This is a genomic window from Streptococcus infantis, assembly GCF_000963255.1.
Taxonomy (GTDB): domain Bacteria; phylum Bacillota; class Bacilli; order Lactobacillales; family Streptococcaceae; genus Streptococcus; species Streptococcus nidrosiense.
The window spans coordinates 51,982-68,933 of the sequence record NZ_JYOV01000012.1; the positions used below are offsets into that span (position 1 = coordinate 51,982).

At 41.0% G+C, this 16,952-nt stretch carries 18 protein-coding genes; 16 read left to right on the top strand and 2 right to left on the bottom strand.

Features of this window, described 5'->3' with window-relative positions; translation table 11 throughout:
* Positions 1 to 18 precede the first annotated feature (18 nt).
* Together TZ96_RS05060 and TZ96_RS09945 are read left to right on the top strand one after the other, a co-directional pair.
* A complete protein-coding gene (locus tag TZ96_RS05060; RefSeq protein ID WP_045763157.1) occupies positions 19 to 264 on the top strand; it encodes a DUF3165 family protein in 246 nt (81 codons plus the stop codon).
* A gap of 367 nt (positions 265 to 631) precedes the next feature.
* Positions 632 to 5,380: a ZmpA/ZmpB/ZmpC family metallo-endopeptidase gene (locus TZ96_RS09945; RefSeq protein WP_052696561.1), complete on the top strand. Its 4,749-nt coding sequence runs from the start codon at positions 632 to 634 to the stop codon at positions 5,378 to 5,380.
* A gap of 130 nt (positions 5,381 to 5,510) precedes the next feature.
* Here the strand turns inward: TZ96_RS09945 and TZ96_RS05070 are convergent, their stop codons facing one another.
* Both TZ96_RS05070 and sstT read right to left on the bottom strand, forming a co-directional pair.
* A complete protein-coding gene (locus TZ96_RS05070; RefSeq protein ID WP_045763158.1) occupies positions 5,511 to 6,485 on the bottom strand; it encodes an aromatic acid exporter family protein in 975 nt (324 codons plus the stop codon).
* Between the two features lie 64 nt (positions 6,486 to 6,549).
* Positions 6,550 to 7,755: a serine/threonine transporter SstT gene (gene sstT, locus TZ96_RS05075; RefSeq protein WP_045763159.1), complete on the bottom strand. Its 1,206-nt coding sequence runs from the start codon at positions 7,753 to 7,755 to the stop codon at positions 6,550 to 6,552.
* Positions 7,756 to 7,906: 151 nt separating this feature from the next.
* On the opposite strand from sstT, the gene TZ96_RS05080 reads away from it, so the two are divergent.
* The 14 genes from TZ96_RS05080 to TZ96_RS05145 all read left to right on the top strand — a co-directional run bounded on the left by TZ96_RS05080 (position 7,907) and on the right by TZ96_RS05145 (position 16,868).
* Entirely contained in the window at positions 7,907 to 8,473 is a 567-nt protein-coding gene (locus TZ96_RS05080; protein ID WP_045763160.1) for a mechanosensitive ion channel family protein, read from the top strand.
* A 51-nt stretch (positions 8,474 to 8,524) separates the two neighbouring features.
* Entirely contained in the window at positions 8,525 to 9,430 is a 906-nt protein-coding gene (locus tag TZ96_RS05085) for a magnesium transporter CorA family protein (RefSeq protein ID WP_045763161.1), read from the top strand.
* Positions 9,431 to 9,446: 16 nt separating this feature from the next.
* Positions 9,447 to 9,974, top strand: a complete 528-nt coding sequence (locus tag TZ96_RS05090) for a YqeG family HAD IIIA-type phosphatase (RefSeq protein ID WP_045763162.1) — start codon at positions 9,447 to 9,449, stop codon at positions 9,972 to 9,974.
* A gap of 2 nt (positions 9,975 to 9,976) precedes the next feature.
* Entirely contained in the window at positions 9,977 to 11,083 is a 1,107-nt protein-coding gene (yqeH, locus tag TZ96_RS05095; protein ID WP_045763163.1) for a ribosome biogenesis GTPase YqeH, read from the top strand.
* Positions 11,084 to 11,294: 211 nt separating this feature from the next.
* Positions 11,295 to 11,606, top strand: coding sequence for a ribosome assembly RNA-binding protein YhbY (gene yhbY / locus TZ96_RS05100; RefSeq protein ID WP_000060171.1), 312 nt, complete (start codon positions 11,295 to 11,297; stop codon positions 11,604 to 11,606).
* A 51-nt stretch (positions 11,607 to 11,657) separates the two neighbouring features.
* Positions 11,658 to 12,287, top strand: a complete 630-nt coding sequence (locus TZ96_RS05105; protein ID WP_045763164.1) for a nicotinate-nucleotide adenylyltransferase — start codon at positions 11,658 to 11,660, stop codon at positions 12,285 to 12,287.
* Positions 12,287 to 12,880 carry a bis(5'-nucleosyl)-tetraphosphatase (symmetrical) YqeK gene (gene yqeK, locus TZ96_RS05110; protein WP_045763165.1) on the top strand — a complete coding sequence of 198 codons (594 nt, stop codon included), beginning with the start codon at positions 12,287 to 12,289 and terminating at the stop codon, positions 12,878 to 12,880. Before TZ96_RS05105 ends, yqeK begins: the two co-directional genes overlap by 1 nt.
* On the top strand, positions 12,881 to 13,381 hold the full coding sequence (locus TZ96_RS05115; RefSeq protein ID WP_045763166.1) for a cysteine hydrolase family protein: 501 nt from the start codon (positions 12,881 to 12,883) through the stop codon (positions 13,379 to 13,381).
* A gap of 12 nt (positions 13,382 to 13,393) precedes the next feature.
* Complete coding sequence (rsfS, locus tag TZ96_RS05120) at positions 13,394 to 13,744, top strand: ribosome silencing factor (RefSeq protein ID WP_045763167.1); 351 nt, start codon at positions 13,394 to 13,396, stop codon at positions 13,742 to 13,744.
* A 219-nt stretch (positions 13,745 to 13,963) separates the two neighbouring features.
* Complete coding sequence (locus TZ96_RS05125) at positions 13,964 to 14,704, top strand: class I SAM-dependent DNA methyltransferase (protein WP_045763259.1); 741 nt, start codon at positions 13,964 to 13,966, stop codon at positions 14,702 to 14,704.
* Between the two features lie 9 nt (positions 14,705 to 14,713).
* Positions 14,714 to 15,106 (top strand): hypothetical protein, encoded by a 393-nt coding sequence (locus TZ96_RS05130; RefSeq protein WP_006153606.1) that lies wholly within the window; start codon positions 14,714 to 14,716, stop codon positions 15,104 to 15,106.
* A gap of 14 nt (positions 15,107 to 15,120) precedes the next feature.
* On the top strand, positions 15,121 to 16,218 hold the full coding sequence (locus tag TZ96_RS05135; protein ID WP_045763168.1) for a nucleotidyltransferase: 1,098 nt from the start codon (positions 15,121 to 15,123) through the stop codon (positions 16,216 to 16,218).
* Positions 16,219 to 16,355: 137 nt separating this feature from the next.
* Positions 16,356 to 16,610 (top strand): type II toxin-antitoxin system Phd/YefM family antitoxin, encoded by a 255-nt coding sequence (locus TZ96_RS05140; protein WP_198921493.1) that lies wholly within the window; start codon positions 16,356 to 16,358, stop codon positions 16,608 to 16,610.
* Positions 16,611 to 16,613: 3 nt separating this feature from the next.
* Positions 16,614 to 16,868, top strand: coding sequence for a Txe/YoeB family addiction module toxin (locus TZ96_RS05145; RefSeq protein WP_045763170.1), 255 nt, complete (start codon positions 16,614 to 16,616; stop codon positions 16,866 to 16,868).
* Positions 16,869 to 16,952: the final 84 nt, after the last annotated feature.

A 16,952-nucleotide genomic window follows, 5' to 3' on the forward strand; every position in this document is an offset into this window, starting at 1 on the left:
AGCTAGAAAGAGCAGAAAATGGTCTATTTAATCATAGGGATTTTATTACTCTTACTCTATATATTTGCGACGCCTCAAAGTATCAAGGGAACGGTTAATATTGTAATTCTTGTTTTTGGTCTCGTTTCCCTCGTGATTTTGCTTATGTTGTCCATCCTGCAAATCTTTCAGCTACCAACAGAATTCTTTATCACAGTAGCCATGCTGGTCCTTACGTATTTTAGTTTGCGAGATATATCTTTAATGTCGGTGAAAAAAAGATAGGTATGTGGCTTTGGAGTTCTATTAGGATTCGGTAAATATTTTGATAAAACATAACTACCACAAGTGAAGTCAGTAAAACTGAGTTTACTTGTGGTTTTTGCTTTGTATAATCTAGAAATTTAGGCTCTTTAAGCTTCATCGGCCTCCTATTTTCATTCACTAGATTTTTATTAAGTAGCAGATAATAGAAGAACTTCTGGGAGGAAATTACGTTCTTACTGTGAATGTTTACAAAGAATAAGGATACTTTTCTTTAAAAATTGGATAAAGAAGCTAACCATAGCAATTTTATTATTCAAATCCTTTGTAGACGTTTACTATTTTTGATATACTGGGAAAAGGAATAGATACGAAATTGGAGTTTGTCATGAAAAAACATCATTTTAAAGCAAAACAACGCTTTTCTTTGAGAAAGTATGCAGTAGGAACTTGTTCCGTCTTATTGGGAACGAGTTTGTTTTTTGTAGGTACAAGTGGAAATGCTGTACTTGCAGAGGAGAGGATTCCCCAGCTAGTGTCACACTATGTGGAGGATAAAGACTTGCCTGAATCTTTGAAGGCTGAACTACGTTGGTTTGAAGAAAATGCTATCCAAGTGGAGGAAGGTAAGGATTATTACTTCGTCTACCGTAAGTCTACTACTAAGTTACCTGATACTGGCTTGTTTTCAAATGCTATCCTACCTGTCTTAGGTACAGGTATCTTGTTAGTTTCGCTCACTCTCATTAAAAAGAGAAAAGGCGCCTCTCTCTTTTTAGTGACAGTTTTGGCTGTAGGTGGTACTGCACTATCAGTTTCTGCCTTGGAGAACTTAGTAGAGCTTCGTCCAGCTCTTGTCAAAACAGTTGCAGGAGAATTTTTGCCTAGTCCAGAAAAGATTGAGGGTTATGAATTTACAGGCTATTATTTTGTAAGGGGAAATGGAGAAGTTTCTAGAAATGAAAATACAAAACCTAATTCTCCACAAGCAGATAAGGTAGAATCCACTTCAATTCCAAGCGAAGGTACACCAAGCTTGGTCGAGGTGAAACCAGAGCTAGAGGTCACGACAGAAGCCGTTGCCTATGATACTATTCATCAGGACGATCCAGACTTGCTTAAGGGTCAAACACGTGTCATCAAAGCAGGCCTAGCAGGCGAGCGCACTATTTTAACGGAAGTGACGGCTGTAGATGGCAAGGAAGTCCGCCAAGTAAAATCCAACACTGTAACCTTGGCGCCAGTTACCGAAATCATCGCAGTAGGCACTAAGGTAGAGTCCACTTCTATTCCAAGCGAAGGCACTCCAAGCTTGGTCGAGGTGAAACCAGAGCTTGAAGTTGCGACAGAAAACGTTGCTTATGATACTATTCATCAGGACGATCCGGACTTGCTTAAGGGTGAAACCCGCCTTATCCGAGCAGGGGTTGCAGGTGAGCGCACTATTTTAACCGAGGTGAGGACTGTAGATGGCAAGGAAGACCGCCAAGTTAAATCCAATACTGTAACCTTGGAGCCAATTTCCGAAATCATAGCAGTAGGCACTAAGGTAGAATCCACTTCAATTCCAAGCGAAGGTACACCAAGCTTGGTCGAGGTGAAACCAGAGCTTGAAGTTGCGACAGAAGCCGTTGCTTATGATACTATTCATCAGGACGATCCGGACTTGCTTAAGGGTGAAACCCGCCTTATCCGAGCAGGTGTTACAGGCGAGCGTACCATTTTAACGGAAGTCACGACTGTAGATGGCAAGGAGGTCCGCCAAGTCAAATCCAATACTGTAACCTTGGAGCCAGTTTCAGAAATCATAGCAGTAGGCACTAAGGTAGAATCCACTTCAATTCCAAGTGAAGGTACTCCAAGTTTGGAAGAGGTGAAACCAGAGCTAGAGGTTACAACAGAAACCGTTGCCTATGATACTGTTTATCAGGAAGATCCGGACTTGCTTAAGGGGCAAACACGTGTCATCAAAGCAGGCCTAGCAGGCGAGCGCACTATCTTAACAGAAGTGACGACTGTAGATGGCAAGGAAGTCCGCCAACTCAAATCCAATACTGTAACCTTGGAGCCAGTTACCGAAATCATCGCAGTAGGCACTAAGGTAGAATTGACCCCAGTTCCAGAACCTAAGATTGAAACCCAAACAATCCCATATAAAACAATCTATCAAGCAGATGACAGCCAAGAAGTCGGTTCTAGAAAAACGAAAACACATGGGGTCAATGGACAAGTAGAAGCCACTACCCGATATACAAGAGATCAAACAAGTGGCCAAATTACAGAGACTAGTACATCAAAAACTCTGGTAGAAAAGGTAGATGAGGTTGTTCTAGTTGGGACCAAACCAAGTGTAGAAACAAAGGTCATCGCAAATAATACGATATATGAAGCGGACCCGACACTTCCTTATCAAACAGAAAAAGTTGTTGTTCCAGGTAAGGAAGGAAGCGAAAAAACGACGACTACCTACCAAGTAGATACTCAGACAGGTCAGGTTACAGAAAGAGATCACCAAAAGGAAGTAACAGCTCCAATTGATAAGGTAGTGAAGGTCGGAAATGTCCAAACCATCGTGACACCAATTCCAATCAAGGAGGAACGTCGTCAGGAACCAACACTTGAGAAGAACCTTGAAAAAGTAGAAAACCAGGGCGAGCCTGGCGAGACCACCACTACCAGAGTCTATGAAGTAAATTCTCAAACAGGTGAATTGCTATCACACACGGAAACAAGTACTGTGACAAAAGCAATGAAGCCAAAGGTCATCTTGGTGGGAACCAAAGAAAACAAACCTCATCTTCTTCCAGTGAATACGGAGTTAGAAAATGCTATCGATGTACGACCTGCTAGCCAAGGAATGAAGGCTGTGGATTTGCTTTCCAATGCTTACGTGACAAATGCCCTCAGGCCAAATATTATGGGGCGAGATGTGATTAGTAAGAAGATTGAACTTAAAAAGACAAATCCTGCTATTACAGATGAAGAGGTTAAAGAAGTCCTTCGCAAAGAATATCTAGAAAGATTATCTATTAAAGACGCACTTGAAGAAACGAAAAAGACCCTAGATACAGACCTTAAAAAAGTTGTAGCCCATACCTTGAGTGTGCTTGGAAACACAGCGGAAAGCAGAGCTAAGGTTCAGGCAGATTTAGAAGCTAATAAGGAAAAAATTCTCCTAGGTTTAACCTATATCAATCGTTTCTACAATATTGATTTTGGCAAGACCAACATCCGTGATATTCTTGCCTACAATCCAAGCTCTTTTGGCAAGAAGGTGACGTCATTAGAATGGCTAACATCTCTAGGTTCAATGAGCTATGATGAGATGAAACTGGTCAATAGTCCTCGAACATTTGAAACATACTTTGGAAAAGTAACAGACAAGTCAAGCCTATTAGACTTCCTTGACTATAACCGAACAACCTTTACAAACATGGATGGTGATACTTGGCTGAAGGATGCTACAAAAGCCATCGTTGTTGAGAAGAAATCCAAAGAGAAGACAGATGAAAATGTCAGTCTCTACACGAAGTTGACCTCTGATCCTGCCAAGTACGGGGCAGAACCCCAACAGATTGAGAATCGCAAACAATATAACATGGCTACCCTTCTAGGCCTAGTAAACATCAAGGAACCGAGCATCTATGCTATTACTAATATGGCAACTGTTTCCTACGGAAATATAGGAACTTATATGGATACCTCACTGGCTCAAAGCAATCCTGCTCAATATAAGGCTGAATTGGAAAAAGTGAAGGCTCTGGTTGAATTGACGGCTGAGCGTCAGGCTGCTTATGTTGATACGCTTTATAGAATCACTAAAAAAGACAATCAATCAAAATTAGTAACCAACCGTTTGATTGTGGATACTATGAAAAAGTATACTAGCAAGCAAAATGCAGGCATCAAGGAAACCTGGTCTAAGGAGTTTGGTTCAGAGGCGGATAAGGGAGTCAAGGACTTCATGTCTCCGCTAGGCATGTATTCTCCGCCTCAATCAGTAGGTGCTGAGGCTAATGGGGCTGGTGTGCGCTACTTTATTGATAGAGTTTTGGACGATCGAGGGTCAGCAACCTATTCTCATGAAATGACTCACTTGTTGGATCGCACAGTCCTCTTTAATAATTATGGTCGACGAGATGGTACTGGGGCAGAATTCTATGCACGTGGAATCTTTGAAAACTCCTACACTCCGGAAATGGATAGCTACTTTAACTTGAACTTTGTCTATGACGAGAGTGACAAAGACAGTTTCTACAACAAGACACCTGAGCGCTTTAAATCAGTCACAGATTTGAAAGAATATATGCACGGTAGTTTCGATGTCCTCTATACTTTAGATTATCTAGAAGCTGAGGCAAGTAGAGGATTGTCAGCAGCGGATAAGGCAGTCTACTTCAAGCAACTCTTGCCGAGTGCGACAAGTGGTTCAAGAACTCCTGTTTCTTATCCAAATCCATCGGTCAAACCAACTCACCAGAGTGAGGAAATCAATGCTTTAACTGAGGCGGATGCAAGCAAGCTAGGAGATGTTCATAGTTTGATTGACAACCACATCGTAGTAAATCGCTATATCATTAAAGGATTCACGGCTACAGGGAAAGTAGATGCCAATGGTTATTATACCGTTGATATGTTTGATACGATTTATGGTGTCAACGAAAATGACAAGGGGATGAGTGGTGATATCAGCTTTAGAAAACAAGCCTTTGAACTCATGGCAGCTCTTGGCTATTACGAAGGTTTCGTTCCTTATGTCTCTAATCAGTACAAGCAAGATGCAGAAAAAGAGAATCGTCCCTTGTCAGACCAGTACATCTTTGAAAAGATCTTGGCTGGTAAGACCTATGCTCAATTCAAGAAGGAACAAATGGATGAACGGATCGCGAATATCAGTAAATTAAAACCGATTACCATTGACTACAAAGGTAAGCAGGAAGTGATTTCCAGCCCTGAACGAATGAAGCAATTGATGGAAGAAGCGGTAAAAGAAGAACTTGCTCAGATCAAAGCAGGAAATATCAGCCAAAAACAATACCGTTTCATTGAAACTCCTGTTCAGACGTTGAAAAAAGCTGTATATAAAGCCTATCTCAAGGAATCAAATGAGTTTAGAAATTCCATCTATACTTCTTAAGGGAAAGATAAGTCTATCATTAGGAGTTCATAGCAATTTTGCTACTCGGTAAGATTAACTAGTTAGCTAGGTTCGAGACAGAAAAACACCTTTTGAATTGCAAGTTTTCGCAGTTCAAAAGGTGTTTTGTTTATGATGATAGATTGCTTTTTTCTTCAGAATAGCGTTGATAGAAGTCAACTTTCAGTTGGATAAAGTTTTCCAATTCGCGCAGGAGTTGAAGTAAGGTTGCGCGTGTTTCAAATTCTTCCCTTGTTTTAGGGAGATTGCGATTGCGAAATACTTGCAGGTAGCTTTCAATATCATTTAATAAATCGTTGGCAGGATTGGTCTGGCTGAGTTGATCCGCAATTTTAGCAAATAGCTGGGCAAGGATTAGGCTTTCGCTTGCGGCTAGATTACAGGTGTTGATTTGCTGGGCCATATTACGAAGAATGCGACTCTGTCTCTGTCTCATTTCGAAATAGTGGATATGATAGTCGGTCTGATGAAAGAGATGGTCAGAGTGATCAAGATAGACCAGTTTGAGAGCTTCTTCAAGAAGCTGATCCAATTCTTCAACGAGTTGGGCACGGTTACGACCATCGCCCTTTCCAAGATAATATTCAAAACGTTGTAAAATGTGTTTGAGTTTTTCTTCTACCTTGAGATGATAGAGATGGATTTCTTCTTGCCGAGAAGGCATGTAAAGATTGACAATCAAGGCAAATCCCGTACCGATCAGAAATAGGAGGAGCTCGTTCACTAGCAGATCTGGTGAGGTAGACTCTTGAACTAAGAGATGACTGACCAGGACACTACTCGGGGTAATGCCAATCTCCCAGCCAAATTTATAGGCAAGGGGAACATAGAGAGCCAAATAGAGACCGAAACTCCAGATATGGTAGCCAGTCAGGTGAAAGGAAAGGACACCAATGAAAAGAGCAAGAAGGGTAGAGAATAGACGATTGCGAGCTAGTTTTATAGTGCTTCTACGAGTATCAGACAAGCTCAAAAGGGCAATGATACCAGCTGACACTGCTGAAGATAAATCGAGAAAGTAGGCTAGAACACAGGCCAAACAGGTTGCCAGAACGAGTTTAAAAGTACGTTGGGTGATAGACATGAGACATTTCCTATAATGAATGATAGAAACCAGACAAAACAAGCCCTAAAAAGGCTTGTCTAGATTATTTTTTGTGAGCAGAGGAAAATTCTGCTACTGCTGTAAAGAGGACATCTGTTGAAGAGTTGAGGGCTGTTTCGCAAGAGTCTTGAATAACACCAATAACGAAACCAACACCCACAACCTGCATAGCAATATCGTTGGTAATCCCAAAGAGACTGCAGGCAACTGGGATAAGTAGGAGTGAACCTCCGGCGATTCCTGAAGCACCGCAGGCAGAGATGGCTGCAACGATACTGAGTACAAAGGCTGTTGCAAAATCAACTGAGATTCCTAGAGTATTGACAGCTGCTAGGGTTAAGATGTTGATGGTAACAGCAGCTCCAGCCATATTGATGGTTGATCCCAAGGGGATTGAGACAGAATAGGTATCTGGATTAAGACCTAGATCCTCACAGAGTTTCATATTAACAGGGATATTAGCAGCGGAACTTCGAGTGAAAAAGGCTGTAACGCCACTGATACGCAAGCATTTCCACACCAAGGGATATGGATTTTTCTTGATAAAGAGAAAAGCAATCAGAGGATTGATCACTAGGGCAACGAAAACCATAGTGGCAATCAAAAGTCCGAGTAGGATTCCGTAATTTGCTAAACTAGCGATACCTTGGTCTGAGATGGTTTTGAAGACCAAACCCAGGATACCAAAGGGCGCCAGGTTAATAATCCATTCGACAATTTTTGAAGTAACACTTGCCATTGTTTTGAGGAGCTCTTTACTCGTCTTGCTAGCTTCTCTCATGGCAATCCCGAAAACTACAGCCCAAGATAGAATCCCGATATAGTTAGCTTGAATAAGCGCATTGACAGGATTGTCTACGACTTTTAGTAGGAGATTGCTAAGGACTTGACCGATACCATCTGGAGGAGAAACTTCAGTGCTAGCGCTACTTAAGACAATCTGAACAGGAAAGAGAAAGCTGGTCATAACCGCCACAAGAGCCGCAGCAAAAGTTCCAAGTAAATAGAGGAAAATGACCGTTCTCATATTACTATCTTGGCCTTTTTGGTGTTGAGAGAGGGCGTTAGCAACGAGGGCAAAGACCAGGATAGGAGCAATAGCCTTAAGGCCTCCTACAAATAAATCTCCAAGTAAACCGATTCCGGAGACATTGGGAACGAATAGGCCGAGGATAGCTCCGATGGTCATTCCGATCCCTATTCTTTTGATCAAATTTGTTTTGTTCCAAGCACGAATGATTCTTTTCATAGAGGTCTCCTTTTTTGTGTATTGTTTATGATTATAGTATAAATATGCTTGAAAAGCAAGTGAGTTATAAGTTTCATTAGAATAAATGAATATTTATGAAAAGGATGGCTGGGAAGGATTTATGGTATAATGGATAGAAAAGGAGTTTTATATGCAAGAATTTTTTCAACGTTATTTGGATAAATTAGATCTAACAACTGTATTAGAAAATCTCTTGACCAAGGTGATTTCTCTTCTACTTCTTATCCTTCTATTTTATATAGCTAAAAAGTTCCTCCATGTTGCTGTAGGAAAGATTGTTAAACCGTCACTTAAGTTTTCAAATCGAGATGCAGGTAGACAAAAGACTATTTCTCGTTTGCTTGAAAATATTTTCAACTACACGCTTTATTTCTTCTTGATTTACTGTATCTTGTCTATTTTAGGGTTGCCTGTTTCTAGCTTGCTTGCAGGTGCGGGGATTGCTGGGGTGGCTATCGGTATGGGGGCACAAGGTTTTCTATCAGACGTCATCAATGGCTTCTTTATTCTCTTTGAACGCCAGTTGGATGTCGGAGATGAAGTTGTTTTGACCAATGGGCCTATTACTGTATCAGGAAAAGTAGTTAGTGTCGGAATTCGAACGACTCAACTGAGAAGTGACGACCAAGCCCTTCACTTTGTTCCTAACCGTAATATCACCGTCGTTAGCAATTTTTCAAGAAAAGACGAGGACTGAAATTTTACCTGATTTATGGTACAATAGAAAGAGTTTGGTAAAGGAGAAACGATGTTTTTAGATAAGCAGTTAGGAAATGGTTGTACCTGGATTAATCTAGATGTGGAAATCATCAAAAATCTTGAAGATTTATCTGAAATCTATGGATTGGATAAAGAAACCATCGAGTATGCGCTGGATAGAAACGAACGGGCCCACATGGATTATAACCGTGAAAATGGGACAGTGACCTTTATCTACAACGTTCTTGACTTAGAAAGGGACAAGGAATACTATGAAGCCATTCCTATGACCTTTATCGTGGAAAAGCAACGAATGATTACCATCAGCAATCATAAGAATGCTTATGTCATTGATCAGATGCTAGGCTATCTTGAAAATCATGAAATCATTTCAATCTACAAGTTTCTATTTGCCGGTTTAGAGCTTATCAGCAATGCTTATTATCCTGTCATTGAACAGATGGATAAAAGCAAGGATGAAATCAGTGCCTTGTTACGTCAAACAACCACTAAAAAAAATCTCTTTGCCCTCTCTGACTTGGAAACTGGTATGGTTTACTTGACAGCTGCGGCTAAACAAAATCGTCTCCTCTTGGAACATATCCAAGGACACGCGCTTTATCGGAACTTTAACGAAGTGGAGAGAGAGCAGTTTGATGATGCCATGATTGAAGCCCATCAGTTGGTGTCCATGACAGATTTGATTTCTCAAGTCTTGCAACAACTCTCAGCTTCTTACAACAACATCCTAAACAATAACCTGAATGATAGTTTGACAATTTTGACTATTATCTCAGTCTTGTTAGCAGTCCTTGCGGTTATTACAGGTTTTTTTGGAATGAATGTTCCTCTACCATTTACAGAAGAGCCCAATGCTTGGATTTATATCTTAATAGCTAGCTTGATTTTATGGGCAGCCTTATCTCAATGGCTGAAGAAAATTACTAGAAAATAAAAGAGAAGGAGCCAGAATGGCGATTGAAAATTACATGCCAGATTTTGCTGTGGAAGCAGTTTATGATCTGACAGTTCAAAGCCTGCAAAAACAGGGAATCAAAGCTGTTTTGGTGGATTTGGACAATACCCTGATTGCTTGGAATAATCCAGATGGAACAGTAGAGATGAAGCAATGGTTGCATGATCTGCGTGATGCTGGGATACGTATCATTGTGGTATCTAACAATACTCCCAAACGTGTCAAACGAGCAGTTGAAAAATTTGATATTGACTATGTTTACTGGGCACTGAAGCCCTTTACTTTAGGAATTAACCGTGCCATGAAACATTTCCACTATAAAAAGAACGAAGTGGTCATGGTAGGCGACCAGCTGATGACGGATATTCGAGCAGCCCACCGAGCAGGCATTCGCTCGATTTTGGTTAAACCCTTGGTTCAACACGACTCTATTAAGACTCAGATTAACCGAGCGCGTGAGCGTCGTGTCATGAGAAAAATCGCTGAAAAGTACGGCCCTATCACTTATAAAAAAGGAATCTAATTATGGAAGAAATTCTCTGTATTGGTTGTGGAGCAACCATTCAGACGGAAGATAAGACTGGTTTAGGTTTTACACCTCAGTCAGCACTTGAAAAAGGTTTGGAAACTGGAGAAGTTTATTGCCAGCGTTGTTTCCGTCTTCGTCATTATAATGAAATCACAGATGTGCAGTTGACGGATGATGATTTCCTAAAACTCTTGCACGAGGTTGGAGATAGCGATGCCTTGGTGGTCAATGTCATTGATATTTTTGACTTCAATGGCTCTGTTATCCCAGGTTTGCCACGCTTTGTGTCAGGTAATGATGTGCTTTTGGTTGGAAACAAAAAAGATATCCTACCTAAGTCAGTGAAACCAGGTAAGATTAGCCAGTGGCTGATGGAGCGTGCCCATGAAGAAGGACTTCGTCCAGTCGATGTCGTCTTGACTTCTGCCCAAAATAAGCATGCTATCAGAGAAGTAATTGATAAGATTGAGCACTACCGTAAGGGACGTGATGTTTACGTAGTTGGTGTGACCAATGTCGGGAAATCAACCCTCATCAACGCTATCATCCAGGAAATCACGGGTGACCAGAACGTCATCACAACGTCACGCTTCCCAGGAACAACTCTAGATAAGATTGAGATTCCACTTGATGACGGTTCTTATATCTATGATACGCCGGGGATTATCCACCGTCACCAGATGGCTCACTACTTGACTGCTAAAAACCTCAAGTATGTCAGCCCTAAAAAGGAAATCAAACCAAAAACCTATCAGCTAAACCCTGAACAAACCCTATTTTTAGGTGGATTGGGACGCTTTGACTTTATTGCAGGAGAAAAGCAAGGTTTTACAGCCTTCTTTGACAATGAACTCAAACTTCATCGTACCAAGCTAGAGGGAGCTAGTGCCTTTTACGACAAGCACCTGGGAACTCTCCTCACACCACCAAATAACAAGGAAAAAGAAGATTTTCCAAAACTAGTCCAACATGTATTTAACATCAAGGACAAGACAGACCTAGTCATCTCAGGACTAGGTTGGATCCGTGTAACAGGCACCGCCAAAGTCGCCGTCTGGGCACCAGAAGGCGTCGCCGTCGTCACACGAAAAGCAATTATTTAAAATAAAATCACCGAGCGAACAAAGTGAGCTCATAAAAAGATAGTTATTGCCGTGGTGTGATTGCCAATCTTTAGATTGGCAAGGGGCACAATTGAGACCTAGGCTCAATTGTGAGGTCAGGAAATCCATTTTTCAAAGATGAAATCATTGAAAAATTAGTTCCGACCGTCCCTCATCACCTAAAATAACTATCAAAAAAGGAAGAAAGAATATGTCACTAACATCAAAACAACGTGCCTTCCTCAACAGCCAGGCACACACCCTCAAACCCATCATCCAAATCGGGAAAAATGGTCTCAACGATCAAATCAAAACCAGCGTTCGTCAGGCTCTTGACGCTCGTGAATTGATCAAGGTTACTCTCTTGCAAAACACAGATGAAAATATCCACGAAGTAGCTGAAATCTTGGAAGAAGAAATTGGTGTGGATACAGTCCAAAAAATCGGACGTATCTTGATTTTGTATAAACAATCAAGCAAGAAAGAAAATCGCAAGATTTCTAAAAAAGTTAAAGAAATCTAAGAACGATACTCCCAAAAGCTGTTTTTACAGAAGAGTAAAGGAGATTAACCTATGGCAATTGAATTATTAACTCCCTTTACAAAAGTGGAGTTAGAGCCAGAAATCAAGGATAAAAAACGCAAACAAGTAGGTATTTTGGGTGGAAATTTTAATCCCGTTCATAATGCCCATCTGATCGTGGCAGACCAAGTGCGCCAACAGTTGGGATTGGACCAGGTTTTGCTCATGCCCGAATATCAACCACCTCACGTAGATAAAAAGGAAACCATTCCTGAACACCACCGTCTCAAAATGCTTGAGTTAGCGATTGATGGAATCGAGGGTCTAGCTATTGAAACCATCGAGCTAGAACGTAAGGGTATTTCTTACACATACGACACCATGAAGCTTCTAACAGAGAAGAATCCAGATACAGATTATTATTTCATTATCGGTGCAGATATGGTAGACTATCTGCCTAAGTGGTATAGAATTGACGAATTGGTCGATTTGGTTCAGTTTGTGGGGGTTCAGCGTCCACGTTACAAGGCAGGGACTTCTTATCCAGTTATCTGGGTGGATGTGCCCCTCATGGATATTTCATCCAGCATGGTGCGTGATTTCATCGCCCAAGGACGCACACCTAACTTTCTCTTGCCAAAGCCAGTGCTAGACTATATCGAGAAAGAAGGACTTTATTGATGGCATACCAGGACTATATCAACTGTTCCCGTGAAGAATTGTTAGAAAAAATGGCGGAGCTTCTACCTGAAAAACGCCTAACCCATTGTCTGGGTGTGGAGCGTGCAGCTATTGAGCTTGCAGAACGATTTGGAATTGATGTTGAGAAAGCTGGTCTAGCAGGCCTTCTTCATGACTATGCTAAAAAGCTATCAGATCAAGAGTTTCTAGACTTGATTGATCGATATCAACTAGATCCAGACCTCAAAAACTGGGGTAATAATGTTTGGCATGGTATGGTCGGTATCTACAAAATTCAGGAAGATTTGAACTTGCAAGACTCTGAAATTCTGCGTGCAATAGAAATTCATACAGTCGGAGCGAGTCAGATGACAGATTTTGACAAAGTTATCTATGTTGCAGACTACATCGAACATAATCGTGCCTTTCCAGGAGTAGATGAGGCGCGTGAAATTGCTGAACTATCGCTAAATAAGGCGGTGGCCTACGAGACAGCCCACACAGTAGAGCATTTAGCTCACCAAGGATTTCCCATCTATCCCCAAACCCTTGAAACCTATAACGCCTATGTGCACTATTTGAAAGAGGACTAAATGAAGACGGCTTTTATAATCATTGATGTTCAGAATATTTTAGTGGAAACTGGGTTTCAGACAAAAAGTCTATTGGAAAAAATTTCTTATTTACAAAACCAGGCTAGAAGCAAGAATATCGAAATTATCTATGTTCAACATATTGAGAGCCCTGAAGCCCAAACATCAGAAGATTGGCAGTTATCTGAGTTTTTAAGTCGAAAACCTAATGAAAAGGTCTTTCAGAAGAAGTATAACAGTATTTTCAAAGAAACTGGTTTAAAAGAATACTTGGATAAACAGGGGATTGAAAAATTAGTTTTATGTGGTATGCAGACAGAATATTGTGTGGATACCTCTGTCAAGGTTGCCTTTGAATATGGCTATCAGCTTATTATTCCAGAAGGAACTTGCACGACGTTTGATGGCGATGACATTCCAGCAGAAACGATAAATGAATTTTATGAGGGCATTTGGGAGGGGCGCTTTGCAGATGTCCTAGATTACAAACATATTTTCTAGAAAGAGGATTAAATGAACGAAAAAGAATTACTAGAACTAGTCGTGAAAGCGGCTGATGAGAAACGTGCTGAGGATATTCTTGCACTTGATGTACAAGAATTAACCAGTGTGACAGACTACTTTGTTATCACTAGCTCAATGAACAGTCGTCAGTTGGATGCTATCGCTGACAATATTCGTGAAAAAGTAGCGGAAGCAGGCTTTAAAGGCAGCCATGTCGAAGGTGATGCAGCTGGAGGCTGGGTCTTGCTAGACCTCGGCAGTGTCGTTGTGCATATCTTTTCAGAAGAAATGCGTGCCCACTATAACCTAGAAAAGCTATGGCATGAGGCTAATTCTGTAGATCTCTCAGAAACTTTATAGTCTTTTCCTTTATCTTTTATTACGGCGTTAACTCATTTTGCCTAACTCTAGTTATGCCTGCAATTCGTTGCCTAGTACTAAAAGCAAACGAAAAGACTATAGCGTTACAATTGAACTCAGTTGCAGTCAACTGGGTTTTATTTGCTTATTTTAGAAGAAAATTGATTGAAAGGTAAAGGGCGAGTGGTGTTTGCCATGGACGCTCTTGGTATCATGATTATGGCAACTTATGAAACTTTTGCGGCGGTATATGATGCGGTCATGGATGATAGTTTATACGACAAATGGACGGACTTTTCGCTACGCCATTTGCCTAAAACCAAGGACAGAAAGAAACTCTTGGAATTGGCTTGTGGGACAGGGATTCAGTCTGTGCGCTTTTCTCAAGCTGGCTTTGATGTGACTGGGCTTGATTTGAGTGCGGATATGTTGAAGATTGCTGAGAATAGAGCTACTTCAGCCAAGCAAAAGATTGATTTTATTGAAGGCAATATGCTGGATTTATCTAAGGCTGGTAAATACGATTTTGTCACTTGTTATTCGGACTCTATCTGCTACATGCAAGATGAAGTGGAGGTTGGAGACGTCTTTAAGGAAGTGTACAATGCCCTCAATGAAGATGGCGTCTTTATCTTTGATGTGCATTCGACTTACCAGACAGATGAGGTCTTCCCAGGTTATTCTTATCATGAAAATGCGGAAGACTTCGCTATGCTTTGGGATACCTATGAGGACGATGCTCCTCACTCTATCGTGCATGAACTGACCTTCTTTGTCAAGGAGACAGACGGTTCCTTTAGCCGTCATGATGAAGTCCATGAAGAGCGTACTTATGAAGTCTTAACCTATGATATTCTGCTGGAACAGGCTGGCTTTAAATCCTTTAAACTCTTTGCAGACTTTGAAGACAAGGAGCCAACAAAAACCAGTACCCGTTGGTTTTTTGTGGTGCAGAAGTAGGAGATGGATATGGTTCGATCAAAATATTCTTGGGAAGAAGTTTCGCAGTTTAATCGTATCCGTCAAAATGGAACGCTTTGGGAAAAAGATGGGCAGTACTTCTATGTTCAGGAAGAAGGGACCGTGTTTTCAGAGTTAGTCGTTTACGATATGTCTAAGAAACTTTTTGATATGTTAGTAAATGGAATAAAATCAGAGGATGATATCCGACATATGCTGATGTATGGAACATGGCCAATGACGGTTGCTGGATGCCATAGACCAACAATGTTGATAGCTTATCCTGAGTTACAAAAAAATTATAGCAACGAACAACTGGCAGAAATCCTTCCAGTAGGAGAAAAACAATGGCTTAACTGGAGAGGAAGATTGCCTGAGCGGTATCGTAGATTTCGTCATTAGATAGGGAGAACATCATGACTATCACAGGTATTATCGCGGAGTTCAATCCTTTTCATAATGGCCATAAATACTTGCTGGAACAGGCAGATGGCCTGAAAATTGTGGCCATGTCTGGGAATTTTGTTCAACGTGGCGAACCTGCTATTGTGGACAAGTGGACACGGGCTCAAATGGCACTAGAGAATGGTGCAGATTTAGTTGTAGAATTGCCCTTTTTAGTCAGTATTCAGGCGGCGGATTTTTTCGGCCAAGGTGCAGTGGCTATCTTGGCTCGTTTGGGAATTGATACCTTAGCCTTTGGGACAGAGGAAGTTCTGGATTATCAGAAAATTGCTGACCTATACTCAGAACGTGGTCAAGAGATGGAGAAATTTGTGGATAATTTACCTGATTCTCTTTCTTATCCCCAGAAAACCCAAGCTATGTGGAAGGAATTTGCAGGTCTTGATTTTTCTGGTGATACGCCCAATCATGTCCTTGCTCTTGCCTATGCCAAGGCAGTCGCGGGGCGCAACATCAAACTTCATCCAATTCAACGTCAGGGAGCGGGTTACCATTCGGTGGATAAGGATGTTGACTTTGCCTCAGCGACAGCTCTTCGTCAGCATCAAAATGATCAAAATTTCTTAGAACGTTTTATGCCTTCGGTTGCTCTTTTTGAAAATGCTAGCAAGGTAAACTGGGAAGATTATTATCCTTTGCTTCGCTATCAAATCTTGTCAAATCCAGATCTAACAACCATCTATCAGGTCAATCAAGAAATGGCGGTGCGCATCAAGGAGGCTATTAAGATGTCACAGAATTTGGAAGAATTGGTAGAGTCAGTTGCCACTAAACGCTATACCAAAGCACGTGTCAGACGCCTCTTGATCTATATCTTAGTGCAGGCAAGAGAAAGTAATCTGCCAGAAGCCATTCATGTCCTTGGATTTACTGAAAAAGGCAGGCAACACCTCAAGTTTCTGAAAGGGCAGGTTAGTCTAGTCAGCCGAATTGGCAAAGAACCCTGGGATGCCATAACCCAAAAGGCAGACCAAATTTATCAACTGGGACACCCAAGTATCGCAGAACAAAATTTTGGTCGAGTGCCAATTAAAATTGAATCAAACTGAGTCTACTTTGAGGTAGGCTTTTTTAGTTTTTTTCGAATAAAATAAATAGATAGAAAAGGAAAAATCTTGTACAAGTTCCTGACAATTTTATTCTTTTCGTGTATAATAATGGAAAAGAGGTAAAACGAGGTATGGTTATGGAAGCAGTTCTTTACTCAACATTCCGAAATCATTTAAAGGACTATATGAAGAAGGTAAACGATGAGTTTGAACCTTTGACAGTGGTCAACAAAAATCCTGACGAGGATATTGTCGTCCTTTCAAAGAGTGAGTGGGATAGTATTCAAGAAACCGTGAGAATTGCTCAGAATAAGGAGCTTTCTGACAAGGTCTTGCGAGGAATGTCCCAAGTTCGTGCAGGACATACTCAGGTTCATGTGATTGAGGAGTGATGGATGCTACTCAAGTTTACAGAAGATGCCTGGGCGGATTATTGCTACTGGCAAACTCAAGACAAGAAAACGCTAAAAAGAATCAACAAACTAATCAAGGATATTCAACGCGATCCTTTCACAGGCGTAGGTAAACCAGAACCGCTTAAATATGACTATCAAGGAGCTTGGTCACGTCGTATTGACGCAGAAAATCGCTTGATTTACATGATGGATGGTGATAGCATTGCTTTCTTATCCTTCAAAGACCATTATTAAGTCTACTGTCAAGTAGGCTTTTTAACTTATTTTTTTCTAAAAAAATCTTTAAAAATTTACTTAGGGAGAATAGCCTATTTTATT

What these genes read in the sequence shown, in the direction of transcription:
- TZ96_RS05060 (WP_045763157.1), top strand. Translation starts at nt 19, where the DNA reads ATGGTCTATTTAATCATAGGGATTTTATTACTCTTACTCTATATATTT.
- TZ96_RS09945 (WP_052696561.1), top strand. Translation starts at nt 632, where the DNA reads ATGAAAAAACATCATTTTAAAGCAAAACAACGCTTTTCTTTGAGAAAG.
- TZ96_RS05070 (WP_045763158.1), bottom strand. Translation starts at nt 6,485, where the DNA reads ATGTCTATCACCCAACGTACTTTTAAACTCGTTCTGGCAACCTGTTTG.
- sstT (WP_045763159.1), bottom strand. Translation starts at nt 7,755, where the DNA reads ATGAAAAGAATCATTCGTGCTTGGAACAAAACAAATTTGATCAAAAGA.
- TZ96_RS05080 (WP_045763160.1), top strand. Translation starts at nt 7,907, where the DNA reads ATGCAAGAATTTTTTCAACGTTATTTGGATAAATTAGATCTAACAACT.
- TZ96_RS05085 (WP_045763161.1), top strand. Translation starts at nt 8,525, where the DNA reads ATGTTTTTAGATAAGCAGTTAGGAAATGGTTGTACCTGGATTAATCTA.
- TZ96_RS05090 (WP_045763162.1), top strand. Translation starts at nt 9,447, where the DNA reads ATGGCGATTGAAAATTACATGCCAGATTTTGCTGTGGAAGCAGTTTAT.
- yqeH (WP_045763163.1), top strand. Translation starts at nt 9,977, where the DNA reads ATGGAAGAAATTCTCTGTATTGGTTGTGGAGCAACCATTCAGACGGAA.
- yhbY (WP_000060171.1), top strand. Translation starts at nt 11,295, where the DNA reads ATGTCACTAACATCAAAACAACGTGCCTTCCTCAACAGCCAGGCACAC.
- TZ96_RS05105 (WP_045763164.1), top strand. Translation starts at nt 11,658, where the DNA reads ATGGCAATTGAATTATTAACTCCCTTTACAAAAGTGGAGTTAGAGCCA.
- yqeK (WP_045763165.1), top strand. Translation starts at nt 12,287, where the DNA reads ATGGCATACCAGGACTATATCAACTGTTCCCGTGAAGAATTGTTAGAA.
- TZ96_RS05115 (WP_045763166.1), top strand. Translation starts at nt 12,881, where the DNA reads ATGAAGACGGCTTTTATAATCATTGATGTTCAGAATATTTTAGTGGAA.
- rsfS (WP_045763167.1), top strand. Translation starts at nt 13,394, where the DNA reads ATGAACGAAAAAGAATTACTAGAACTAGTCGTGAAAGCGGCTGATGAG.
- TZ96_RS05125 (WP_045763259.1), top strand. Translation starts at nt 13,964, where the DNA reads ATGGCAACTTATGAAACTTTTGCGGCGGTATATGATGCGGTCATGGAT.
- TZ96_RS05130 (WP_006153606.1), top strand. Translation starts at nt 14,714, where the DNA reads ATGGTTCGATCAAAATATTCTTGGGAAGAAGTTTCGCAGTTTAATCGT.
- TZ96_RS05135 (WP_045763168.1), top strand. Translation starts at nt 15,121, where the DNA reads ATGACTATCACAGGTATTATCGCGGAGTTCAATCCTTTTCATAATGGC.
- TZ96_RS05140 (WP_198921493.1), top strand. Translation starts at nt 16,356, where the DNA reads ATGGAAGCAGTTCTTTACTCAACATTCCGAAATCATTTAAAGGACTAT.
- TZ96_RS05145 (WP_045763170.1), top strand. Translation starts at nt 16,614, where the DNA reads ATGCTACTCAAGTTTACAGAAGATGCCTGGGCGGATTATTGCTACTGG.